At 41.7% G+C, this 20,684-nt stretch carries 16 protein-coding genes; 8 read left to right on the top strand and 8 right to left on the bottom strand.

Annotated elements, in window-relative coordinates:
- Window positions 1-16 precede the first annotated feature (16 nt).
- On the bottom strand, window positions 17-1,078 hold the full coding sequence (locus ACTB00_RS02540; RefSeq protein WP_463298379.1) for a hypothetical protein: 1,062 nt from the start codon (window positions 1,076-1,078) through the stop codon (window positions 17-19).
- Window positions 1,079-1,394: 316 nt separating this feature from the next.
- Between ACTB00_RS02540 and ACTB00_RS02535 the strand changes: the two genes are divergently transcribed.
- Window positions 1,395-3,146, top strand: coding sequence for a S41 family peptidase (locus tag ACTB00_RS02535; RefSeq protein WP_463298378.1), 1,752 nt, complete (start codon window positions 1,395-1,397; stop codon window positions 3,144-3,146).
- A 226-nt stretch (window positions 3,147-3,372) separates the two neighbouring features.
- Here ACTB00_RS02535 and ACTB00_RS02530 read toward each other — a convergent pair whose 3' ends face one another.
- The 6 genes from ACTB00_RS02530 to ACTB00_RS02505 all read right to left on the bottom strand — a co-directional run bounded on the left by ACTB00_RS02530 (window position 3,373) and on the right by ACTB00_RS02505 (window position 7,454).
- Complete coding sequence (locus ACTB00_RS02530) at window positions 3,373-4,218, bottom strand: metal ABC transporter permease (protein ID WP_463298377.1); 846 nt, start codon at window positions 4,216-4,218, stop codon at window positions 3,373-3,375.
- Window positions 4,187-4,960 (bottom strand): metal ABC transporter ATP-binding protein, encoded by a 774-nt coding sequence (locus tag ACTB00_RS02525; RefSeq protein WP_463298376.1) that lies wholly within the window; start codon window positions 4,958-4,960, stop codon window positions 4,187-4,189. The genes ACTB00_RS02530 and ACTB00_RS02525 overlap by 32 nt, the downstream gene beginning before the upstream one ends.
- Complete coding sequence (locus ACTB00_RS02520; protein WP_463298375.1) at window positions 4,957-5,817, bottom strand: metal ABC transporter solute-binding protein, Zn/Mn family; 861 nt, start codon at window positions 5,815-5,817, stop codon at window positions 4,957-4,959. Before ACTB00_RS02520 ends, ACTB00_RS02525 begins: the two co-directional genes overlap by 4 nt.
- A gap of 97 nt (window positions 5,818-5,914) precedes the next feature.
- The gene (locus ACTB00_RS02515) at window positions 5,915-6,649 is read right to left on the bottom strand and encodes a sulfite exporter TauE/SafE family protein (RefSeq protein WP_463298374.1); all 735 of its coding nucleotides are present in this window, start codon (window positions 6,647-6,649) and stop codon (window positions 5,915-5,917) included.
- Window positions 6,650-6,760: 111 nt separating this feature from the next.
- Window positions 6,761-7,042: a membrane protein insertion efficiency factor YidD gene (gene yidD, locus ACTB00_RS02510; RefSeq protein ID WP_463298373.1), complete on the bottom strand. Its 282-nt coding sequence runs from the start codon at window positions 7,040-7,042 to the stop codon at window positions 6,761-6,763.
- 88 nt (window positions 7,043-7,130) lie between these two features.
- On the bottom strand, window positions 7,131-7,454 hold the full coding sequence (locus ACTB00_RS02505; RefSeq protein WP_463298372.1) for a hypothetical protein: 324 nt from the start codon (window positions 7,452-7,454) through the stop codon (window positions 7,131-7,133).
- A gap of 70 nt (window positions 7,455-7,524) precedes the next feature.
- On the opposite strand from ACTB00_RS02505, the gene ACTB00_RS02500 reads away from it, so the two are divergent.
- Both ACTB00_RS02500 and rlmN read left to right on the top strand, forming a co-directional pair.
- Window positions 7,525-8,205 carry a ferredoxin--NADP reductase gene (locus tag ACTB00_RS02500; protein WP_463298371.1) on the top strand — a complete coding sequence of 227 codons (681 nt, stop codon included), beginning with the start codon at window positions 7,525-7,527 and terminating at the stop codon, window positions 8,203-8,205.
- A gap of 94 nt (window positions 8,206-8,299) precedes the next feature.
- Window positions 8,300-9,322 carry a dual-specificity RNA methyltransferase RlmN gene (gene rlmN, locus ACTB00_RS02495; RefSeq protein ID WP_463298370.1) on the top strand — a complete coding sequence of 341 codons (1,023 nt, stop codon included), beginning with the start codon at window positions 8,300-8,302 and terminating at the stop codon, window positions 9,320-9,322.
- A 147-nt stretch (window positions 9,323-9,469) separates the two neighbouring features.
- On the opposite strand, the gene ACTB00_RS02490 is transcribed toward rlmN, so the two are convergent.
- Entirely contained in the window at window positions 9,470-10,012 is a 543-nt protein-coding gene (locus ACTB00_RS02490; RefSeq protein ID WP_463298369.1) for a GNAT family N-acetyltransferase, read from the bottom strand.
- A gap of 145 nt (window positions 10,013-10,157) precedes the next feature.
- Here ACTB00_RS02490 and ACTB00_RS02485 point away from each other — a divergent pair, with 145 nt between their 5' ends.
- The 5 genes from ACTB00_RS02485 (at window position 10,158) to sov (ending at window position 20,675) form a co-directional block, all read left to right on the top strand.
- Window positions 10,158-10,682 (top strand): hypothetical protein, encoded by a 525-nt coding sequence (locus ACTB00_RS02485; RefSeq protein WP_463298368.1) that lies wholly within the window; start codon window positions 10,158-10,160, stop codon window positions 10,680-10,682.
- Between the two features lie 102 nt (window positions 10,683-10,784).
- Window positions 10,785-11,318 carry a nitroreductase family protein gene (locus tag ACTB00_RS02480; protein WP_463298367.1) on the top strand — a complete coding sequence of 178 codons (534 nt, stop codon included), beginning with the start codon at window positions 10,785-10,787 and terminating at the stop codon, window positions 11,316-11,318.
- A gap of 108 nt (window positions 11,319-11,426) precedes the next feature.
- Entirely contained in the window at window positions 11,427-12,527 is a 1,101-nt protein-coding gene (gene pdxA, locus ACTB00_RS02475; protein ID WP_463298366.1) for a 4-hydroxythreonine-4-phosphate dehydrogenase PdxA, read from the top strand.
- 12 nt (window positions 12,528-12,539) lie between these two features.
- A complete protein-coding gene (gene ruvA / locus ACTB00_RS02470; RefSeq protein ID WP_463298365.1) occupies window positions 12,540-13,124 on the top strand; it encodes a Holliday junction branch migration protein RuvA in 585 nt (194 codons plus the stop codon).
- Between the two features lie 18 nt (window positions 13,125-13,142).
- Window positions 13,143-20,675 (top strand): T9SS outer membrane translocon Sov/SprA, encoded by a 7,533-nt coding sequence (gene sov, locus ACTB00_RS02465; protein ID WP_463298364.1) that lies wholly within the window; start codon window positions 13,143-13,145, stop codon window positions 20,673-20,675.
- Window positions 20,676-20,684 lie beyond the last annotated feature (9 nt).

Raw genomic sequence — 20,684 nt, 5'->3', positions numbered from 1 at the left:
TGCCACTAACACTTCATCAATTAGCTGGCGGCGTTTCGGCAACTGCTCTATTTCGTATTTTCTCAATCTCATTGGGGTATTCAGCATACAACTTCTCTAAGTATGGTCGCATAAAGTTTTTCATGTCCACTTCAAACCGCTTAATGAGCTCCTTGCACAAATAGGTGCTTTTATTGTTTTCAATATCATTAAATACTTTCATCAGATCCTTTTCATAAGTTTCTCTCTCTTCCTCATTAAAAGCTTTGCTTATTCCCATAATATAAAGCTCCAGTTTTAACGCAAACGCTAACCCGTAGTCAGGAAGTATCTTAATCGATTTGTCGCAGTTCTCGATCGCATCATCTAAATAATGCTTTGCCCCATAGAGGTGATACATGTCGTTAAATGCAATGGCTGAATTTGCATAAGTTGTATGCAGTAATATATATCTTTCTTCATATTCTTTAATCAAGCCAATCATCTTCTCCAATCGTTGAGGAAAGCTGCTATAGTAATAACAACGCATGATCGTATCAATAAGCGTTACGTTTTTATGCTCGGGAATGGTTACGGTCTCATCATTCAGGTAGCTTTTCAGTTCGTCAACCTCTTCTTCTTTTACACGGTGTTTGTTTTTCTTAATGGTGTCTATTTTGAAATCTAGCAAACTATTGATCACACTGGAAAAGTACTGATTACCGATTTCCTTTATCCGGTCCTCATTTTCAGTTTTCAACTGGTTTACCTTTCCTTCGATGGTCGTTTGCAGATAGCTTCGCGCATATCGGTTTACCAAAAACCCAAGCAGCGAAATCAAGGCTGCAATTACAAACAACCACCAATTGGCGATCTCGCGCATCGATGTTTGAATCTTTGCATTTAATATTTCCTCAAAGTCCTCGTTGGGTATTCTGGTATAAGAACCTTCATCAATAACCATTTCCAACCTACTGATCTGCCCCTGTAAACTGTCATTTAACAACATCAAACGAGCGAGTGAATCTGAACCGCCCTGGGCTTTCAGGTTCGTCGCCGATCCCAATAATAGTACCAGAATCACAAAATAAAATGGCCTGAGAGACAATTTTAGCACCATAACCTCAAAATTTAAAAGTGAATAAAAGCTTACCAATAGAGACTAATCATTTCACCACCAATTATATACAAATACTAAGTTATGAAATCGTCGTGTATTTTCATATCTTTTTATCCGTTTTTTTTAGCTGGACTCATTAAAAAAACAATCAATACGCTGCATCCAAAAAATGCTAAGAAATTTGTAAAACCTTGAAGAATAGTAAGAGTTTTACTGTAATGCCAATTAAGAATATTTAACTAATATCTTGAAAATGACAACAGCTTTTAAACAAAGCTTTACTATTTTTGTCGATTGTCAATAAAAACAGTTAATGATGAAACAAAATAGAAAAACGAAGATAGGACTTTCAATAGCAGGCCTTTTTCTGGTGGCGTCGATCGTAATGACCGGGTTTAACCGGGATGAAAAACTATTTCTTGTTGATAAAAACCTCGATATCTATTACACACTGGTTCGCGAACTCAATTTGTTTTATGTCGATGAAATTAACCCGACCGACTTAGTTAAAACCAGTATCGACGAAATGCTGGGATCGCTGGATCCCTATACCAACTACATTCCTGAATCGGACATGGAGGATTTCCGGTTTATGACCACCGGAGAGTATGCCGGAATTGGAGCGATGATTAGCAAACATGGTGATCAGGTAATAATCGCTGAGCCTTACGAAGGATTTCCGGCTCAGAAGTCAGGGCTGAAAGCAGGCGATATTCTTATTGAAGTTGCCGGAAAAGAGACTGAAAAGATGTCTACTGAAGATGTGAGTAACTTATTAAAAGGCCCTGCCAATAAAGTGGTTTCCGTAAAAATCGACCGTCCGGGACAAAAAAAGAATCTTGAAATAGACATCGTTCGCGAAAAGATACAGATTGATGCCGTTCCTTATTATGGAATGATTGACGATGAAATCGGTTACATTCGACTTTCCAACTTCACCCAAAACTGCGGTGATGAAGTTAAAAAAGCGTTCACCGAACTGAAAAAGCAGAAAGGAGCCAAATCGCTGGTTTTGGATTTACGCTCGAATCCCGGTGGCTTGCTAATTGAAGCCGTAAAAATCGTTAACCTGTTTGTACCCAAAGGATCGGAAGTGGTGAGTACAAAAGGGAAGGTGAAACAGTGGGATAAAACCTACAAGGCAACTGAAAACCCGATAGACACCATCATGCCAATAGCTGTACTTGTTAATCGCGGATCGGCTTCTGCATCCGAGATTGTTTCAGGCGCGCTGCAAGATCTTGACCGGGCTGTTATTATTGGTAGCCGCACGTTTGGGAAAGGCTTGGTACAAACAACCCGCGACTTGAGCTACAATACGAAATTAAAAGTAACCACCGCCAAATACTACATTCCCAGCGGACGTTGCATTCAGGCATTGGATTACGCCCACCGAAATGAAGATGGAAGTGTGGGCACTATCCCGGATTCATTAATCACCGAATTCACAACGAAGAAAGGTAGAAAAGTGTATGACGGCGGAGGAATTGTTCCGGATCTGAAAATTGATCTGGATCGATTGAGCAGCTTGAGCATTAACCTTGTTCGCGACTTTATGATTTTTGATTATGCGACTAAATTTGCGAATGAAAAGGAGTCTATTCCTTCTCCCGAAGAATTTGAGATTTCCGATGAGATATTCGATGATTTCAAAACTTTTGTGAAAGAGCGAAAATTCTCGTATCAATCAGAAACCGAAGAGGTTTTCAGTGAGCTATTGGAAACTGCCAAAAGCGAAAAATATTACGATGCAGCTGAGGAACAATTCGAAGCCTTGAAAGTCAAAATTGGACATGAGCTAAACAAGGATCTGGAGTCATTCAAAGAAGAAATCAAAGAAATGCTGACCGACGAAATTGTTACCCGCTATTATTATCAGAAAGGAGCCATCAAGTCGGCTTTAAAAGACGACAAGGGGCTTGAGAAAGCAAAAGAGACCTTAAAAAATCCGCAAGCTTTTAGTACCGTATTTACCAAAGGGAAAATCATATCAATGAATTGGAAAACCCTAAAAACAAAAAGCCATTCAATAACCGAATCTTTTTCTAGCGAATACGCTGGTGCTTGATTTGAAAAATAATATTCTGTGACAATAAAGCCTCTGCAATTCTATATTGCAGAGGCTTTATTTTATATCCGGCCTCTTCACCGGCCTCACCACAATTTCACCACGACAACTGGGGCAAATATAAATTTCGCAGCCGGTGCAAGCAAAGCAGTTGCTACAATCGCGCTGCAAGTCATCCTTGGAGTATGAATTGCCACAACTGTTGCAAGTTACCTGGTTGCCTTGATCAGTCACGGGTAATTATATTTTGTCGAATAAAAAAAGCCAGCTTCATCAAACCAAAAAGTAAAACAAGGGTGAAAATGATAGATGCACCCGAAGGGATGTCGACATAAAAGGAGAACAGCAAGCCAACAAACGAACCAATAAAAGCAAACAGCACCGACAGCGGCATCATCCGCTTAAAATCTCTGGTGAACAGATTGGCAGTAGCTTGAGGCAAAGTAAGCAGTGAAAGAATGAGAATAATGCCAACTACCCGAATATTTAGAACAATGGTGATAGCAATTAAACTAATCAGCAAATAATTAATCAGGTTGACCGGCAGACCTGTCGTTTTGGCAAATTCTTCGTCAAAAGCCACATACAATATCAACCGATAAAATAGAATGAAAAATAGAATGAGCGCCAGAGACAAAGCCCCCATTAGCCAGAGCTCGGTGACGGAAACCGTTAACACGCTGCCAAACAAATAGCTCATTAAGTTGGGTGCATAACCTGGCGTGAGGTATATAAAAATAATGCCAATGGCCATTCCCAACGACCACCAAATGGCAATGGATGAATCTTCGCGAACTTTCGCTTTTTGAGTGAATAGCTGAATGCCCAAACCGGAAAGGACGGCAAATATCGCTGCTCCAACCAAAGGATTCCAACCCAGAAAGTAACCAATGCCAATCCCTCCAAACGAAGCGTGAGTAATCCCGCCACTTACAAAAACAATGCGCCGCGAAACGATATACGTTCCCACAATGCCACAACTGATGGCAGCAAAAAGCGATGCCCAAAAGGCATGCATAAAAAAGTCGTATGAAAACAGCTCAATGAGTGTGCCCATGGTGATGATCATCATTTTCGTGCTGACTGAGCACCGTATGTGGAATATCTCCGTGTGTTATAATCTGAAGCGGACAATTATAAGAAGTCAGCTGCTCCGTGCTGATCACATTACTGGGGTGATAGTGCACCTGCCGATTCACGCAGGCTATCGTCTTCACATAATAGGAAATGGTCCCCACATCGTGCGAAACCAGTAAAATGGCCATTCGGTTATTCAGCTCTTTCAGTTTTTCGTATAACTCGCTTTCAAACTGGCTGTCAACGTAAGTTCCCGGTTCATCCAAGATTAATAATTGCGGGTTGTTCATCAACGAACGACATAAAAATACACGCTGCATTTGCCCACCGGACAATTCCCCAATGGCCTTGTGCTTTATCCCTGAAATGCCCATCTCTTGAATTAACTGTTCCGCATATTTGATATCATCTTGCTTTTTCGAAAACATACTGAATGATTGACTCCCTGTTTTTCCTGACCGAACGACATCAATCACTGTAATTGGAAATCGCTTATCTATTTGATTGATTTGGGGCAGATAGCCCACCTTTTTCAGCGGGATATGAAATTTAACCGATCCGGAATCCGGTTTCACCAACCCAAGCAATGCTTTAATAAGAGTGGTTTTACCGCCTCCATTCGGACCAATCACCCCCAGGAAATCATTGGGCAAGATATCCAAATTAGCTTGTTCCAAAACCGTATTTTGGTCATAACTAACCGACAGGTTTTTTATTTCAACCAGCTTGTTGTTCATTCTGATGCTGCTACTATTTTATCTGCGATCTCACGAATTTGTTCTTCCCAATGCTCACTAAGCGGATCAATCTGAACCACTTTCCCATCCAATTCTTTTGCCAATTGCTGTGCATTTTCCAAATCAAACTCCTTCTGAATAAAAACCACGCGAATGCTGTCTTCCCGCGAATGCTTCACCAGTGCGCTCATGTATTTCGGAGAGGGTTCTTTCCCTTCAACTTCCATTGGCACCTGCACTAAATTATAATCTCGTGCAAAATAAGTCAAAGCCGGGTGAAAAATCAAAAACTTTCGGTTCGCCAAGCGAGCAAACTTAACAGTTAACTCCTGATCCAGCAGCTCAATCTCCGACCGAAAAGCTTTAAAGTTTGTGTCAAATGCCTGAGCGTGTTCCGGAAATAGATCAATCAACGCCTGAAAGGTCAATTCCGCTATTTTTACCACTTCGTTCGGCGACATCCAATTGTGCGGATCAACTCCGTGTTGATGGACATGATCACCGTGCACCTCTTCTTCTCCATATATCCACTGTGTAGAATCGGAGGTATCGAAAATCTCCAGCTTTGGATTGCTTTGTTGTATCTTTTCATGCCAGGCATTTTCAAAACCAATCTTTCCGATGCGCAACCACGCCCGCGAATCCGACAGGTCTTTCATTTGAGAAGGCGACAAAGAATAGGTAGCCGGGCTTGCGCCGGGCGGTACCAGCACCTGAACCTCAACCAAATCACCGGCAATTTTCTCCACAAAATATTTTTGCGGCAGCACACTCACGGTAATCAAATTTTGTTTTGTTTTTTTGGGAGAGGAACACGCCGTACCCACTATAAGTAACAAGAATAATAATCGCTTCATAACATGTATAATCTGTATCTTTTGTCAAAGATAATTAAACTTCACTACAACTTAAGAAGTAACCAAAGGTGAGTACCTTTTGTTGACAGAAGCGAAATTAATATGCTACAAGGGTGTGCACAATAATAAAAAGTCCGAGAAAAAGATTGATATACAAAACGACTTTTTTGAAAAAGACTTGGTCTACTTTTTTTGAAAGCATGTCTCCAATTTTCGACCCAATAATAATGGCCGGAAAAAGATATAAAGCAAACTTCAGCGAAAATCCCAATGTAACTCCATGTATGATATATAAGATGAAACTAAGAGCGGCATTAATCACACTCACTAAGGCAAATATTTTACGAAACGACTCTTTTGAATAGCCTTTTCGGTTCATTGCCAATGCGATTGGCGGACCTCCAATTGACATACTGGATGTTAACAATCCACTTAAAAAGCCCGCAAAAACAATAGGCTTACGCCTTCTACTTTCCGGAATAGGATGTTTGCCGCCCAACAAAAACACCATGGAAATAGAAAAAATAGATATCCCGGCTGCCAATTCCAGAGTTTTCTCTGGAAAATACGTCAAAATGTAAACACCAATCGGAATGCCAACAAAACTAGCCAATAACATTGGTAAAAAATACTTTGCTTTTACCTTCAACTTAATGGATGCTAAGATATAAACCGACGTGAGCAGATTGAAAATTGTCATGGCGGGAATTAACGACTGAATCGGGAAAATTAAAGAAAGCAGCGGAACAGCCAACAGAGCAAAGCCAAATCCCGTCATTCCTTTTAATAAGGCTGCCATTAAAACGACTACTGCACTAATTAACCATTCCATCGTAATTCCTTTGAGGGTGAAACTATAAGTATAAATACGTACGTCTTATGCGTATATAAACTGATACAAATAATTCGTGAAAAAGATTTCGACAAGGACAACTATTTACGATTATTTAAGATTCAGCTTCTCCGTTTTAATCTGATCTTTCTTCGGAACCGGATCATACCCATGCGTTCCCCAAGGATGGCATTTGGAAATTCGCTTGACAGTCAACCAAAAACCTTTAAATGGTCCATGAATTTTTATGGCTTCAACAGCATATTGAGAACAGGTAGGAACATGGCGACAAGAAGCCGAGGTAAATGGAGAAATAGCATATTTATAGAAATAAACTGGTAGCAATAGCAACCAGCCCAAAGCTTTCAATATCCATTTTCTAAAATCACGCATACAAACAATCCCCTTTGGTGGGAACAAAATTAATCAAAAAAGCACCAACTATTGATATCAAATAAGATTTGAATTCCAAGCGTTTGAGCTAAGGGCAAGCAGAAACAGTCGAAACTTCCTTTTTCTCATTGAAATACTTATTCCAGTCATCGACATCCCAATCCGGCACAGTCCCGTCTTCGTCATAAAAGTGGCAATAGGCACATGACCATAAATCACAATACAAATTATAGTATAACTTCCCTTCAAACTCGGAAATGGTCACATGGCAAATATCACACATATTTTCATTGGCGGTCACTTCATCAATTTTCGTTTGCAACCAGACAGGAAACTCTGCCTGCGCCTCTTCCTTTTTGCAAGTGACCATTAACAAACCAAGAAGTAATAAAATGAGAATTCGGTTTTTCATGGTTTTTTCTTAATCTGACGAAAACCAAATGCAATTGGTTGCGTTAATTGATTGAATAAACAACCCCCAAATGCCAAAAGCAGAAGAATATCAAAAAAAAGACATTCAGCTCTACAAGGAAACGATCATTGGCAATGAAGAAATTTCGTCCGGAGTGTTTGTTATTTCGTACCCCCGCAAGCATGATTTTAGTCCGGGGCAAGTCATAAAAATCGCAATTGACCAGACGCAACCTCCGCGCATTTACAGTATTTGCAGTGGCAACCACGAAAATGAAATTCGAGTACTTTTCAACATCAAAGACGATGGCTTCCTAACGCCAAAGTTGGCAACAACGATTCCTGGCGACAGTCTGCTTGTATCAAAACCCTATGGTAGTTTCCTGGGGACCGATCAACCTGCTTACTGGATTGCTACCGGAACCGGCATTGCTCCCTATTACAGCATGTTTCAATCGGGACAATTCGACAACAAAACCTTGATACACGGAGCCCGCCATTTAAACCAGTTTTATTTTGAAGATGATCTGGAATGGGCATTGGGTAAAAATTATATCCGGTGCTGTTCACAGGAACAGTCGTGTGATGTTTTTCCGGGGCGGGTAACCGACTACCTGAAAACGCTGAACGAGCTCCCGGCAGACCAAAAATACTACCTCTGCGGAAAAGCCTTAATGGTTGTCGAAGTGCGCGATTTACTGATTGAAAAAGGCGTTCCGTACGAAAACATTGTTGCCGAAATTTACTTTTAACCGAGAATGGAAACGATTGTGTTCACAGTTTTCCATTGTCTTCAACTGTTTTCGGATCTAATTCTCTTTTATAACTTTGCAGAAAATTTATACGATGGTCAAAGAAGTACTTTTTGGAAAAACATTGAGCGAATTACAGGAGTTGGTATTGGAATTGGGATTGCCCAAGTTCACCGCCAAACAACTCACCGACTGGTTGTATAAAAAAGAAGTGTCTTCGATTGAAGAAATGACCAACTTGTCGAAAAAAGCTCGCCAACTGCTAACTGAAAAATATTCGTTTGGATTAATCAACTCCACCAAGGTGCAGGAAAGTACCGATGGCACGAAAAAATACCTGTTCCCAACCGGGAATGAAAAATTTATTGAAACAGCCATGATCCCTGACAAAGACCGCAAAACAGTTTGCGTATCGTCGCAGGTAGGTTGTAAAATGGGCTGCCTGTTTTGTATGACTGGCAAGCAAGGGTTTCAAGGGCAGCTGACAGCCGGTGAAATTGTCAACCAAATTCGGAACATTCCCGAATGGCAGGAGGTGACCAACATTGTCTACATGGGGATGGGCGAGCCGTTCGACAATTTGGATGAAGTGCTGAAAAGCACCGAAATTATGATTTCCGAATGGGGATTTGCCATGAGTCCGCGCCGAATTACAGTTTCGTCTATTGGCATTGTTCCGGGACTAGTGCGTTTTTTAAACGAAAGCGAGGCTCATCTGGCTATTAGCTTACACACGCCTTTTCATGAAGAACGCCAGCAACTGATGCCTGTAGAAATTGCCTATCCTTTGGAAGATGTGATCGAGGAAATTCGCAACTGGGATTTTGGTCGCCAACGTCGTGTATCGTTCGAATACATTGTATTTCACGGATTGAATGACACCCCGGCACATGTCCGCGAAATGGCAAAACTCCTGGATGGCATCAAATGCCGAATAAACCTGATTCGTTTCCATCCGATTCCAAACACCCCACTGAAAGGCACCGACGAAGCAACCTTGGTCGAATTCAAAGAAGGTCTGGAGAAAAAAGGCATCACCACAACTATCCGTGCTTCCCGTGGGCAGGATATTTATGCGGCCTGTGGGTTGCTGTCTACAAAGGCGTTGGTGAAATAAAGAGTAATCCGACAAAAACCTGTTGCATCAAAGTCGTCCTGAACTTGTTTCAGGATCTCCATTGATCAACGGAAAGGCAATAAATATCTGACAGATCCCGAATAAATTCGGGATGACGGACTCTTTTAGCTGTTGATCTTTATAAGCTCAATAATCCCTTGTATCATCCTCCACAATAGCAAAATGGTAGTTATCTTTCCACTCACCGCGGATGGGTAGAATCTTGCGGCGCAGTCCTTCTTTGGTCATGCCAATTTTCTCTAATACACGAATTGAGCGGCTATTTTCGCTGGCAACACCGGCTTCCACCTTGTGTAGCTTCAGCTCATCAAATCCAAACCGAACAAGTTCTCTGGCAACTTCGGTAGCAAAACCTTGTCCCCAAAAGTCAGGATGAATTTTATAATAAATTTCAGCCAACCGAAAGCGATCATTGGACGGGAACATGCCAGCCAGTCCAATTACTTTTCCCGATTCTTTCAAACTAATTTTCCAGGCAAACTCCGAACGAGGATTTTTACTCTGATCGTCAATTCCAGATTGAATGACCTTTTTTGTTTCCTCCAAATCTTTAGGAATACCAAGTGTATTAAATTCATCTAGTTCGGGAATGGAATGCAATTCATGAACCAACTGCAAATCGTTTTTAGTAATTTCTTCCAGCAATAGTCGGGTTGTTGAACGTTTCATGTTGTTCTTTTTTATGCAAGTTACAAGAAAAAAAAGAGCTTGATGATAATCGCATCGACAACTTCACCCAATTTCAAACTTTGCCGCAAATGCTCAACCGAAATTGACGATGCTTCACTTAGTTTTCTTATCAAAATTTTCTAACTTGCAAGGACTATTTTCTACTGTTATGGAAAAACTGCTCTGGACAAAAGGGGTCTTCAAAAACCAATTGCAAATTACCCGAAACAAAGAACAAATTGGGGCTATTGAATGGAAAAGCATGTTCAGTTCCGAAGCACTTGCCACATTAAAAGGGCGACGATTTATTTTAAACCGCGACTTCTTTTTGTCAAAATTGGAAATTTCAGATGCCAATAATCAATCGTTATTAGCTTCCATCATGATTAACCTTTTCAACCCCAAAAGTGACGTTGTAATTAATGGAAAGCGTTTTGAGCTGGAAATTAAAAACTTCTGGCAATCCCGATGGGCCTGGAAATTCAATGGACAGGAAATCGTGATCTTTCAAAGCAACGAACTCTTGTCGAAAGACAAAGGGCAAATTGAAATTTACTCGAGCGACACCGAAGAATTGGAGATCTTAATATTGATGGGACTTTTTATTCGCAATCAATTAATTCTTTTTATGCTACTTCTGCTGCTCATCGTTCTGTTGGTTGTTATTTAATTTCTTTTCGTTTGTTATTTTTGCTTGCCTTTTCGGACTTTCATAATCTAAGCGTTCGAATTCCATTTCAATATTGAATGAACACCCTAAAAAAAGAGAATCATGATCAATTTACTTCGATCGAGAAGAAGCATCCGAAAATTTACGGAGCAAAAAGTTGAACAAGAAAAAATTAACCTTTTGGAAGAAGCAGCCTTACGCTCTCCTTCATCAAAAAATGGAAATCCGTGGGAGTTTCTTTTTGTTGACGATCCGGCCATCATTGAAAAACTAAGTCAATCAAAACCACATGGTGCAGCTTTTTTGGCAAACGCTCCTTTAGCTGTAGTTGTTTTGGCCGACGAAAACAAAGGTGACGTATGGGTTGAAGATTGCTCTATTTCAAGCATTCTGCTTCAGCTTACCGCTCAATCACTCGGATTGGGAAGCTGCTGGGTGCAGATTAGAAAACGCCCGCATGATGAAAATCAAACCGCAGAACAATACATTCGCGAGCTTTTTAACCTTCCTGAAAACCTCCGGGTGCTGAGTGTTATTGCAATCGGATATCCGGCAAAAGATCGCAAAGGAAAGCCTTTTGAGGAATTGCAGCAGGATAAAATTCATTGGAATAATTTCAATCAACGTGAATCCTAATCTGTTTTGATAAAGTTCAGATAAAGAATTAACTTTGCCCGTCGCAGAAAATAACTGTGAACAAGAGATTTTCATTAATTTCTCACTACCATTAAACAGACTGAAGAGATGAGTAAACACAAGATAAGAATTGGGATATCGCATGGTGACATCAATGGCATTGGCTACGAAGTGATCATGAAAACCTTAATGGATGCACGAATATTGGAAATGTGTACTCCGGTGGTTTATGGTTCACCCAAAGTAGCTGCCTATCATCGAAAAGCGCTCAATTTAAACAATTTCAACTTCAACAACATTCAAAGCGCAAACGAAGCTGATCCTCGCCGAGCCAATATCATCAATTGTATTGACGACAATATTCGTGTTGAGCTGGGCAAATCCTCAGGAATTGCTGGTGAAGCATCATACATGGCGTTAGAAAGAGCTGTTAATGATTTAAAAGCCGGAGAAATCGATGCATTGGTTACCGCTCCAATCAACAAAGACAATATTCAGTCTGACAAATTTAACTTCCCGGGACATACCGAATTTCTGGCTCAACAATTTGAAACGGATAACTACCTGATGTTAATGGTGAGCGAAATGATGAAAATCGGAGTGGTTACTACGCACATTCCTCTTTCTGAAGTTTCAGCGGGTATTACGAAAAAGGCAATTCTCAGCAAGCTTCGCATTATTTCCAGTTCATTGGAGCAGGATTTCAGTATCAAGAAACCACGCATCGCAGTTCTTGGATTGAACCCACATGCCGGAGATGGTGGCTTGCTTGGCAGCGAAGAAAAAGAAATTATTATTCCGGCCATTGAGCAAGCTAAAAATGAAGGTATTTTGGCACTGGGACCCTATCCCAGTGATGGATTCTTTGGCTCAGGCGACTACGTAAAATTTGATGCCATATTGGCCATGTATCACGATCAGGGATTAACGCCGTTTAAATTGGCATCTTTCGACAAAGGAGTTAATTACACCGCCGGCTTACCCTTTATTCGCACATCGCCCGCACACGGTACTGCTTTTGATATTGCCGGAGAAGATAAAGCATCTCCCGACTCATTACGTCAAGCGCTGTACCTCGCTATTGATGTTCATAAAAGCCGTGAGCTATACAAGGAAATCAGTAAAAATCCATTGAAGAAATTCGAAATCAATCCCAACCAGGTTGATGAAACGATTGATTTACAATCGAACGATGATCCGGAAATTTAACGACAGGCTATCATGTACGAATATATTCATGGCAAAATAACCGGTCTCACCCCGACCTATGCAGTTATAGAAGCCTCATCAATAGGATATTTCATCAATATTTCGCTCAACACCTATTCTCTGATTAATGGAAAAGAGCATGCAAAACTGTTCCTTCATCAGGTAGTCAGAGATGACGCACACTTGCTTTATGGCTTTGCTGAAGCAGCCGAACGAGAACTCTTCCGCTTGCTTATATCGGTCAACGGAATTGGATCCAATACAGCACTGATGATGCTCTCGTCACTTTCGCCCGATGAAATTCGAAAAGCGATTCTGGAAGAGAATGTTACGCTTTTAAAAAGCATCAAAGGAATTGGAGCAAAGACAGCTCAACGGGTCATTATCGATCTGAAAGATAAAATTGGAAAGACAGCTGCCAGCGATCAAATTTTAATGTCGTCAGCAGACAATACTATCCGAGATGAAGCGTTATCAGCATTAGTAATGCTGGGATTTGCCAAGAAGAATGTTGAAAAAGAATTGGATAAACTGATGAAGGCAAATCCTGACCTAACGGTAGAAGAAACCATAAAAAAGGCCTTGAAAGGGCTATAACGCAGAAAAAGACTGGCATTGAAAAAAAGCTTGAAAAATATCCTTATCACAGTTGTTTTTCCGGGATTACTAAGCATGGGATGGATGACCATTCCAGGTCAGGAAGTAGCAAATCCCGAAACAAATTACATCTCAACAAACGACTCACTGGAAATTGATACGGTAGGCGTTCTCCCCTATCCCTTTAAGGATGAGCAAGAGTTTAGCTACCCCGATTCCAAAGACAGCTCTGAGTTATTTCTGAGCCGCCCATCCAATATCAATACCGAAATTGAGTATGATCCGGTAACTGGCGAATATATTTTTTATGAAAAAATTGGCAATCTCAATTACAGACTGCCAAAAACAATGTCGCTCGAAGAGTACGTCGATTATGACTTTAAAAACTCGGTCCGCAACTATTGGCGGGTGCGTGGTAATCAAATGGATTTCGAGAATCAGGGATCATTTATCCCAAGCCTGACCGTTGGAGGAGAAGCTTTTAATCGAATTTTTGGTGGTAACACCATTGATATTCGTCCGCAAGGATATGTTGAAGTAAGCTTCGGCGCACAGGTCAATAAAACAGAAAACCCGGCTATTCCGGAGCGTCTTCGGAAAACCACCAATTTTGATTTCGACCAAAAGATCCAGATGAATGTGATGGGTAATATTGGCGAAAAAATGAAGATGCGGGTGAACTATAACACCGAAGCCACTTTCGACTACGAAAATAAAATGAACATCGATTATACAGGCGATGAAGATGAAATTCTGAAAAAGATTGAGGCCGGTAACGTTTCACTTCCGTTGAATGGCTCATTGATTACCGGCGGAACAAACTTATTTGGTGTGAAAGCCGAAATGCAATTCGGAAAACTAAACTTAACCACGGTTTTCTCACAAAACAAAGGAGAAACCCAGGTGATTGAGACCGAGGGAGGAGCTCAGAAATCAACTTTCGAAATTGAAGCACTGGACTACGATGCCAATCGTCACTTCTTTTTGGCGCAGTATTTTCGCGACCATTACAACGATGCGCTAGCGAATCTTCCTGTAATTAACTCATCCGTAACCATAAATAAAATTGAAGTTTGGGTAACCAACAAATCCAACTCAACCGATGAATCAAGGAATATTATTGCTTTTATGGATCTTGGTGAGCATCAACCAAACATATACAACACCATTCCGGCCTTTCAGGAAAATTCTTCCTGGAGCTACCCGGAAAGCGTTTACCCGTTTAATGACGCTAACGCCCTCTACAACGAGTTAACCACTTCGTATAATGCCATTCGCGAGGTCAATCAAATTAATGAGACACTTCAACCGCTTTCGTCACTAAACTTCAAAGGAGGTCAGGATTTTGAGAAAGTTGAGCAGGCCCGCAAGTTAAATCCGTCAGAATACACGGTGCATGAAAACCTGGGATATATCTCCCTCAACTCATCATTAAACACCGACGAAGTACTGATGGTTGCCTACAACTATACAGCAAATGGAAACACCTATCAGGTTGGTGAGTTTTCCACCGACGGAGTGCAGGCTCCGGCAACGCTGATCATGAAGTTGTTGAAAGGAACCAACCTCTCAACCCGCTACCCAACCTGGGACTTGATGATGAAAAACGTTTACAGTTTGAATGCCTACCAGCTTTCGAACGAAAATTTTATTCTGGACGTCATGTATCAAAACGACTCAGGAACGGATATCAACTATTTACCTGAATCGAACATTGAAGGACATATTCTGCTCAATGTACTGAACGTCGATAATCTGAACTCACAGTTAGACCCGGGAAGCGACGGGGTTTACGACTACATATCAGGCGTAACAGTTCTACCATCAAGCGGACGAATTATTTTCCCGGTGTTGGAACCTTTTGGAAGCAACCTGACAGACTCCATTAGCGATCCGGCTTTAGCTGAAAAATATGCCTACCAATCATTATACGATTCCACAAAAACGGATGCCGAGCGGGACACCAAGCATAACAAGTTTATTCTGAAAGGGAGTTACGAAGGGTCTTCAAGTTCTGAAATTTCACTGGGAACATTAAATGTAGCTCAGGGATCAGTGCGAGTAACAGCCGGAGGCCGGGAACTGCAAGAGTATATCGATTACACGGTAGACTACACACTAGGACGGGTAAAGATTATTAATGATGCGTTGCTGGAATCCGGTACGCCAATCCAGATCAGTACCGAAAGTGAAGACCTGTTTAGTGTGCAACGCAAAACCCTGATGGGGGCGCATGCAAACTACGCATTCTCCGATAATTTCAACCTTGGAGCAACTGTTCTGCACATGAGCGAACGCCCGCTAACTCAAAAGGTAAGCTACGGGGAAGATCCAATTTCAAATACCATCTGGGGGCTTGATGCCAATTATAGCACCGAGTCAAACTTGCTAACAACATTGGTTGACAAGCTGCCTTTTATTGAAACCAAAGAGCGCTCCTCTATTTCAATGGAAGCTGAATTTGCGCAACTTGTACCCGGACATTCCAGTGTAATTGACAAAGAAGGTACAGTATACATTGATGATTTTGAAGCTACAAAAACTTCAATAAGCCTAAAGGCCCGACAAGCCTGGGTTTTGGCAAGTACACCGCAAAACCAGGAGAACTTATTCCCCGAAGGAAATCTAAATGGAGATTTGGCGTATGGCTACAACCGGGCAAAATTAGCCTGGTATATCATCGACCCCTTATTTTTGAGAAATACTTCGCAAACTCCCGCTCATATTAAAAACAGCGCTCAGCAGCACAACCACTTCATGCGTGAAGTTTTTCAGCAAGAGATCTTCCCTGATAAGGAAACCGCCACAGGGCAACCAACAAATATTTCCGTTCTTGATTTGGCTTATTATCCATCAGAAAGAGGCCCGTATAACTTCGATACGAATCCTTCGACTTATTCAGCAGGACTTAATTCTGATGGTAAACTAAACGATCCTGAATCGCGCTGGGCTGGTATTATGCGTAAAATTGAAACTTCGAATTTTGAAGCGGCCAATATCGAATACATCGAATTCTGGATGATGGATCCATTTGTGTACGACAAAGAAAATGGGAATCCTGTTGAGGGAGGAAGTCTCTACTTCAACCTCGGAGATATCTCGGAAGATGTTCTGAAAGATTCCCGGAAATCTTTTGAAAACGGACTTCCGGAAACAGAGATCGTTCAAGATGTTGATACTACAATCTGGGGGCGGGTTTCAACTAAACAATCGGTAGTTGATGCCTTTGCCAACGATGCCACTTCGCGTCAATTCCAGGATATTGGGTTCGACGGACTAGTGGATACCGACGAGCAGTCATTTTATGGTAGTTACACACAGGCGCTGCAAAATATCCTGAATCAAAATGTACTGGATGAATTTTTGAATGACCCATCGGGTGATAACTACCATTATTACCGGGGAGGAGATCTGGACCAAGCCGAAGCAACTATTTTAGAACGCTATAAAAACTACAACGGACCTGAGGGAAACTCAGCTCCGGCCGAAGCATCTGGCAATTCGTATTCAACAACCGCTACCACTATTCCAAATATGGAAGATATCAACGGCGATAATACCCTGAACGAGTACGAACGATACTATCAATACCAGGTTAAGCTTAGTCCTGATGAGATGAAGCTGGGACAAAACTACATTACCGATATCCGCGTTGGACCGAGTGACAATGGGCAGGGAGGTATTCAGGAAGTTAACTGGTACCAGTTTAAAATTCCAGTTTCCGACTACAAAGAAAAATTTGATATCGAAGACTTCACCTCTATTCGTTTTATGCGAATGTTCCTGAAGGGCTTTGAAGATACGACGATATTGCGTTTTGCGACACTTGATCTTGTTCGTTCTGACTGGCGCAAGTTTACCGACAACGTTGATGAAACAGATGTTGCTCCGAGCAATCAGACTGAGTTTGAAATTTCGGCTGTTAACATTGAAGAAAACAGCCGGCGAGAACCAGTCAACTATGTTCTTCCTCCTGGAATCGACCGGGTAATTGACCCTGCGAATCCACAGTTGCTGCAACTAAACGAACAATCGCTGGTTTTAAGAGCCATCGATTTGCAGCAGAGTGATGCCCGGGCAGCTTACAAAACGTTGGGGATGGATCTTCGTCGCTATAAAAGGTTGAAATTGGAGGTTCATGCCGAGGAAATTGAGGGCTACCCATTAAGCGATGATCAACTGCACTTCTTCGTGCGTTTGGGAACCGATGAAAATAACTATTACGAGTACGAAGTCCCGCTCAGCTTAACCGACTATGGAAATTACAATGGAGATATTGAAAGCCAACGATATTTGGTTTGGCCCGATGATAACCGAATTGATATCCCACTAGACTTATTTACAGATGCGAAACTGGCACGCAACGCTTTGATTCGTCAAGCCGGATCAAGCATTTCGACCAACGACATTTACGAATTACCACATGAAGGTTGGAACAGCAATAAAAATCTGGTCAAGGTAAAAGGAACTCCAAACCTTGCCGAGGTTGATCTTGTATTGATGGGTATTCGTCATAAAAAACAAGGAAACTTCAACCCCGGACCATTGTCGGTTGAAGTTTGGGCCAATGAACTTCGATTGACCGATTTTGATGAAAGTGGTGGCTGGGCCGCCAATGCACGAGTTTCAGCACGTTTAGCCGATTTTGGCTCAGTCGTTGTGGCCGGGCGTACACGCTCTTCGGGCTTCGGAAGTGTTGACCAAACCATGAACGAGCGGGCGTTGGATGATTTAGTTGAATACGATATTTCGTCAAACTTTGAGCTGGGCAAGTTCTTCCCCGAGAAAGCTAATGTGCGCATTCCATTATATGTTGGCGTGTCCAAAAGCATCAGCAATCCGAAATACAATCCGCTCGATGCGGATATTGAAATGGACGAAGCGCTGGATAATTTGGAAACAAAGTCGGAACGAGACTCTCTGAAAAGCCTTGCTCAGGATTACATGAGCCGCAAAAGCATCAACCTGACTAATGTAAAAGTTGACAAGATGAGTAAGTCAGGAAAGCCAAAACCATGGGATCCGACAAACTTCTCAGTAACCTATTCATACAACGAACTGAAAAGACGAAATGTAAATACCGAATACAGCCTCGAGAAAAACTATCGTGGATTGTTTAGTTATAATTACAACAACCGCCCGAAATTAATAGAGCCTTTAAAAAAGGTCAACTTTGTTAACGGAAAAGCTTTACGACTTTTAAAGGATTTCAACTTCTACCTTTTGCCAACTCAGATCTCTTACCGAACTGATTTGTATAGGCATTACAAAGAGGTTCAAACGCGCAACCTGACCAATCCAAACATGATCATTCCGCGAACCTTTGATAAAGACTTCATCTGGAACAAATATTTTGATCTCAACTATAACCTGACCCGATCGCTGAAACTCGATTTCTCTTCAAAAGGGACATCGCGAATTGATGAACCGGCAGGTCGAATTAACCGATCAGATGACGACTATGAAATGAAGCGTGATTCGATCCTGACCAATTTATTTAATTTAGGTCGGCCGATTCTTTATCATCACACCTTCAATGCTTCGTACATTGCTCCGATCAACAAAATACCGCTACTAAACTGGGTAAGCATGACCGGACGCTACCAGGCACAATATGATTGGTATGCGGGAGCAATTACCGACGAATCAATCGTACTTGGAAACACCATTGAGAATGCTCGCGTAGCTCAGGTAAACAGCCAATTGAATTTGCTCAACTTATACAATAAAGTTCCTTTCCTTAAAGAAGTGAACCGCAAATATGGTGCAAGCACCCGCTCAGCACGAAGTTCGAGTAGCCGGGCACGAGCAGTTTCCCGTTCGAACACAAAAGCCAGCGAACCAAAATATAAAACGGTTACCTACGAAAGCTCACCGACCAACCTGAAAGCAAATACAAACAAGTCAATCAACCACAAGTTGAAAACGGAAAGTGTAGATGTCAACATTGTAAATTCGGGAGGAGAAAAAATAGAAGGTGAAGTTGAAGTAGTAAATGAAAACCGGATAACGGTATCTGTACCAAACAATGTTCGTCAGGCAATAATTACGGTTACCGGGAAGCGTGAAGTTGGAGACAATATTTTTCTGAAGATTGCCCAATACACGGCCCGAACGCTCATGAGTGTAAAAAATGTATCACTCTCCTATTCCAGCTCCGATGGTACCATTATGCCAGGATTCATGCCTGAACCTACCATTTTTGGATCAGGGTCATACAATCCCGACCCGGCTATGTTTGGAAACATCGCCAGCAGCAATGCTCCGGGATTTCCATTCCTTTTTGGATGGCAGGATGAAACTTTTGCCCGCAAGGCAATAAGCAAAGGGTGGTACACGAAAGATACCGCATTAAATGCGGCTTACCAGATGAACCATAATGAAACGTTCAGTGTCAGGGCTAGTGTTGAACCAATTCCATTCCTGCGAATTGATTTAAACGCCAACCGCTCCTTTTCGGAGAACATGAAAGAATATTACATTTACGATGGTGAATCAGGTAATTTTGATACTTCAGGCAAAACCCTGCAAGGAAACTTTACCATGTCGATAAATACCTGGAGCACGGCATTTACAAAAATGGGGGAAGCCGAAGTGCCGGAATCATCAGCTTTCCAAAACATGTTGGATAACCGCAGTATTATTTCTGATCGATTGGCAAGCCAACGAATAGCAAACTCTGACATCGGATATAAACCAACCGACTCGCATAGTCAGGTTGATGGATATCGCGCAGGATACGGTCCAAATTCGCAACAAGTATTGGTTCCTGCTTTTATTGCGGCCTACACCGGCCAATCGGCTGATAAAGTATCCTTGGAACCGTTCCCATCCATCAAATACATGCGCCCCAACTGGCGAATTACCTACGACGGTATTGTATCCAAAATTGAGGGTTTGAACAAATATTTGAAAACGCTGAACATCAGTCATTCCTATCGTTCAAGCTACAACGTTGGCTCTTATATTACCAACTTAAGGTATAACGACAATGAATTTGGTGACGGGTTCAGCTATGTTATGAATGAGCTGAGCGGAAACTTTGTGAGCAGATACGACATTAACGCGGTGAGCATTAATGAGCAATTCAATCCGCTGATCAATATGGACGTAACCTGGCTGAACGATTTAACGACAACTGCTGAAATTAGCCGAAGCCGGAACCTGACATTAAACTTTGCCAACAATCAGCTAACCGAAGTGCTAACCAACGAATATACTTTCGGATTGGGTTATCGTTTCGAACGCATGGACTTGATCATTAAAACGAAAGGATCGCAAAAAGCATATTCAAATGATTTGAATATCCGGGCCGACGTTTCATTCCGTAAAAACAAGACGTTCATCCGTAAACTGGTTGAAGGCAATGACCAGCTCACAGCAGGACAAAATGCTATTACGATTAAAACAACAGCTGATTATATGCTAAGCGATCGTTTTCAATTGAGGGTTTATTATGACAAGGTGATTAACAAGCCATTCACCTCTTTGTCTTATCCAACGTCCAATTCCAACTTTGGGTTGAGCTTCCGCTTTACTCTGGCACAATAAACAAGTTTT

The organism is Sunxiuqinia sp. (assembly GCF_055140945.1).
Note: the sequence above shows the minus strand (reverse complement) of the source record. Positions and strands in the feature narration are given on the sequence as shown.